At 60.1% G+C, this 3,426-nt stretch carries 3 protein-coding genes; all 3 read right to left on the bottom strand.

Going from position 1 to position 3,426, the window contains the following annotated elements; translation table 11 throughout:
* Positions 1-216: 216 nt before the first annotated feature.
* On the bottom strand, positions 217-1,353 hold the full coding sequence (locus tag ACFFAR_RS28480) for a porin (RefSeq protein WP_174365103.1): 1,137 nt from the start codon (positions 1,351-1,353) through the stop codon (positions 217-219).
* A 65-nt stretch (positions 1,354-1,418) separates the two neighbouring features.
* On the bottom strand, positions 1,419-2,348 hold the full coding sequence (locus tag ACFFAR_RS28475) for a VOC family protein (RefSeq protein WP_174365104.1): 930 nt from the start codon (positions 2,346-2,348) through the stop codon (positions 1,419-1,421).
* 27 nt (positions 2,349-2,375) lie between these two features.
* Positions 2,376-3,215 (bottom strand): fumarylacetoacetate hydrolase family protein, encoded by an 840-nt coding sequence (locus tag ACFFAR_RS28470; protein ID WP_174365105.1) that lies wholly within the window; start codon positions 3,213-3,215, stop codon positions 2,376-2,378.
* Between the last annotated feature and the right edge of the window lie 211 nt (positions 3,216-3,426).

The raw sequence follows: 3,426 nt of genomic DNA, 5'->3' as shown, positions 1-3,426 counted from the left end.
TGAATCCCCTTGAAACTGACGATGCCCGAAGCGTCTGCCGCATTGCCCACGAGACTGCCCGACGCGGTGGTTACATGGTTATCGAGCGGCGCGGCGGATTGGTCCGGCGTGGATCCGTTGCCGCCGCATGCGGACAGAATGACCACTGCAATTGGCAGGGCCATGCTCCGGGGACTAACATTTCCTTTTTGCATAAACATTGTTTCGTCTCCTTGATCAGAACGTGTGCTTGATGCCGGCCATGACACCGAGTTGCCCGATGCCCGCAGCGGGTGTTGTCCCGGGTCCACCCTGGCTCAGCGTGTAGCGCGCCTTGTTACTGTTGAAGAGGTAGCCGCTTTGCAAATAGACGCTGGTTCGTTTGGACAACAAATAGGTGCCGCGCAATGCCGTGAGCGTGGCGCGCGTGTCCTGTTGCTTGTCAAGAGTGCGGTAGACGCCGCCGTCCAGAGCAACGGACGGCGTGACAAGATACGTTCCGGTCAGATAGTAAATATTCGTGCGAACATCGGGCACGGCGAGCGCTTGCGTATCGACGAAGCGTCCCAGCCAGCCGGCTCCTAACTTCAACTGTCCCACCTTGAAGTAGCCGTTCAGTTGCATCCGGGTGTCCTTGTCGCTGCTTTGCGTCAAGGCAACCGGCACCACACCGTTGAAAAAATTCGCCGCAGCGCCGGGTCCACCTCGCTGTTCGTCGTAGGAAGCCGCAAGGCCGAAAGCGCTGCTGTCGTAGCGCAGCAGCGCAGACCACTGCCGACACGCCTGCGAGTTCCCGGGAATGGGTCCCGCGCATGTGCCTTGTCCGGGCGAATTGCCAGTACCGGCCGAATCGCGTCCAAACGAATACGTCGCGCCTACCGTGAGGCCACCGAAGGTACCCTTGTAGGCGATCGTGTTATCGCTTCGCGAGTTCGGGATGTACGCGTCGATTGAACCGACACCCCCATAGATATCAGGGCCCAAGGCATCGGCGTCGCTGATGGCCCAAAACGACATCGTGTATTGACGGCCAAAGGTCAGCGCGCCGTACGAATTCGCAAGACCAACCCACGCCTGGCGTCCAAAGAGTCGGCCACCCTGGTTTACATCGCCGGCGCGCGTATTGAAACCGTTCTCCAAGGTGAAGATTGCGGCAAAGCCGCCACCAAGATCTTCCCTGCCGCGAATCCCCCAGCGTGAGGGCACAGAACCGGTTATGCCCGGCATTCGGATCACTTTGTCTCCTGCCGCATCCGCATGCGTCACCAGTTCGATACCCGTGTCGAGAATTCCGTAAAGCGTGACGCTGCTCTGTGCGAAGGCGGGGCCGCTGAATGCAAGCATGGCAACCGCTGCAATCGTATTGATTTTCATGTCTCCAAACCCTTTGTCGAGTTCTAATTTCTTATGAACTGCAGTTCCCGCGACACGTTGATCCGTCAGGCCTCCGTGTTGTGTATGAAGTAATCGGGCACGTCGGGTCCCCATTGATAAAGCGAGTCTTCAGGAGCGAAATTGCCGGCCGGCCATTCGAATCCAGCGGAAACGAAATCAATGTCGGCGGAATACTCGGAAAACGAACCCCACGGGTCACGCACGTAGTGAAAATAATTTGAACCCAGCACGTGCCGCCCCGTCCCCCATCCAGCCGTGAAGCCCGCCTTGGCCATTTGCGTCGCACCGTTGCCGACCTCATCGACGCTCGCGACGTCCCATGCCACGTGGTGCCATCCTTTGGCCGTGCTTTTTGCGAAAGCAACGAGATGGTGGTCGCTGCCGTGAGGCGCATGCGTGAACGCGATGATGTCGCCGGAGCGGTCCGACAGCCGCAAGCCAAGGGCCTTCTCGTAGAACGCCACAGCACGCAGCACATCGGGTGTGAACAGCAACACGTGCGACATACGTCGCGGATGTACGGTCGCAACCTCGGAGCGCATTCGCGAACCACGATGATCCGCACTTGCGCTAAACGGCGCGAGCGGCAATTTGGCCTCGGGCGTGGTCTTCGGGCCGGCTCGCACCTGAAGCAGGTTGCCGTCTGGATCGGCGAACCAGATCCCTTCGGAGCGGGTCGCATCGTTTGACGACATGATTGTGGATCCCGCCGCGCTCACTTGCCGCGCGATCCTGGCCAGGTCGCCTTCGAAGCAATTGAAACTCAACCAGGCAAGCGACTTGCTGTCGGCCGGCAGGATGCGAGCCCAGCGATGACCGTCTGCGGCGCGAACATCGAGCGCGCCGCTTGTGCGCTTGACGTCGAGACCGAATGCCGTAAAAAAATGCTCGGCCTCGGACAGCGACGGCACATTGAGCGCGAAGTGATCGATCGAATGCACGCCGGCGGGCGGCGAATCAGTACTGGCGGACATGGTGTCTCCCGAACGGCGAATGGTGGATCAGGCGGCCTCGTCGACGATTTCGTTTCGCAACGTGCCGATGCCTTCGACCGATACCTCGCACACATCGCCATGACGCATCAGCAGCTTTGGATTGCGCGCCCAGCCCACGCCGGACGGGGTGCCTGAGACGATCACGTCGCCGGCTTCGAGCGTGACCGCTTCGCTCAACAGAACGATCAGGGTTTCGACGTCGAACACCATGTCGTCCGTACTGGCCGATTGCACGACCTCGCCGTTCAGCCGCGTTTCAAGACGCAGGCCTTTCACGCCTGCGGGAAGCTCGTCAGCCGTTACGAAGTCCGGACCGAATGCGCCGGTGCCGTCGAAGTTCTTGCCCATCGTCCATTGCGGCGTCTTGAACTGGTACTCGCGCACCGAAGCATCGTTGAACAACGCGTAACCCGCGACGTGCGACAGCGCGTCTTCGCGGTGGATATGGCGGCCACCCTTGCCCAGCACAACGGCGATCTCGCCTTCGTAATCGAGGCTGTCCGAAACACGCGGGCGAATGATCGGCGCGTTGTGCGCAACGAGGCTCGTATTGAGCCGCAGGAACATGGTGGGGTAATCAGGCTGGTCGAAATTGCTTTCTTTCGAGTGGTCCTTGAAGTTGAGACCCACGCACAGAATCTTGGTTGGCCGGCGTAAAGGCGGCAAAAACATCAGACCCTCTTGCGCTTCCACTCGGCCGCCTTCCTGAGTGGCCGCCCAGGTGTTCAGGTCGACCCCCTGCGCGAGCAAGTCTTCCAGGGTGAAATCGCCAAGCGTGCGGATCGCGCTGCCTTCGCGAACACCGAGCAGCGCCCTGCCGTCTTTCTCAAAACTTACGTACCTCATGCCCTTCTCCTGAATGAACGCGGCGCTCGCGCCGCAGTGAAGTCAAATCTGTGATGTGTCGCGCCCGTGATAGACCCAGCCGTTCGCGAGCATCGCGACACCTGCGATCACGACAGGCGCCGCGAACACGACGAATGCAATATCGACGGTATGGAATGCAACCAGCAGCACACCGCCCGTCATCGATCCGATGATCGAACCAATGCGGCCG

Source organism: uncultured Caballeronia sp. (assembly GCF_964243625.1).
Lineage (GTDB): Bacteria > Pseudomonadota > Gammaproteobacteria > Burkholderiales > Burkholderiaceae > Caballeronia.
The sequence above is the reverse complement of the archived record's forward strand: the minus strand, read 5'-3'. Positions and strand labels throughout refer to the sequence as shown.

Excerpts from the sequence above, each read along its gene's own strand:
- ACFFAR_RS28480 (WP_174365103.1), bottom strand. The coding sequence starts at position 1,353 with ATGAAAATCAATACGATTGCAGCGGTTGCCATGCTTGCATTCAGCGGC.
- ACFFAR_RS28475 (WP_174365104.1), bottom strand. The coding sequence starts at position 2,348 with ATGTCCGCCAGTACTGATTCGCCGCCCGCCGGCGTGCATTCGATCGAT.
- ACFFAR_RS28470 (WP_174365105.1), bottom strand. The coding sequence starts at position 3,215 with ATGAGGTACGTAAGTTTTGAGAAAGACGGCAGGGCGCTGCTCGGTGTT.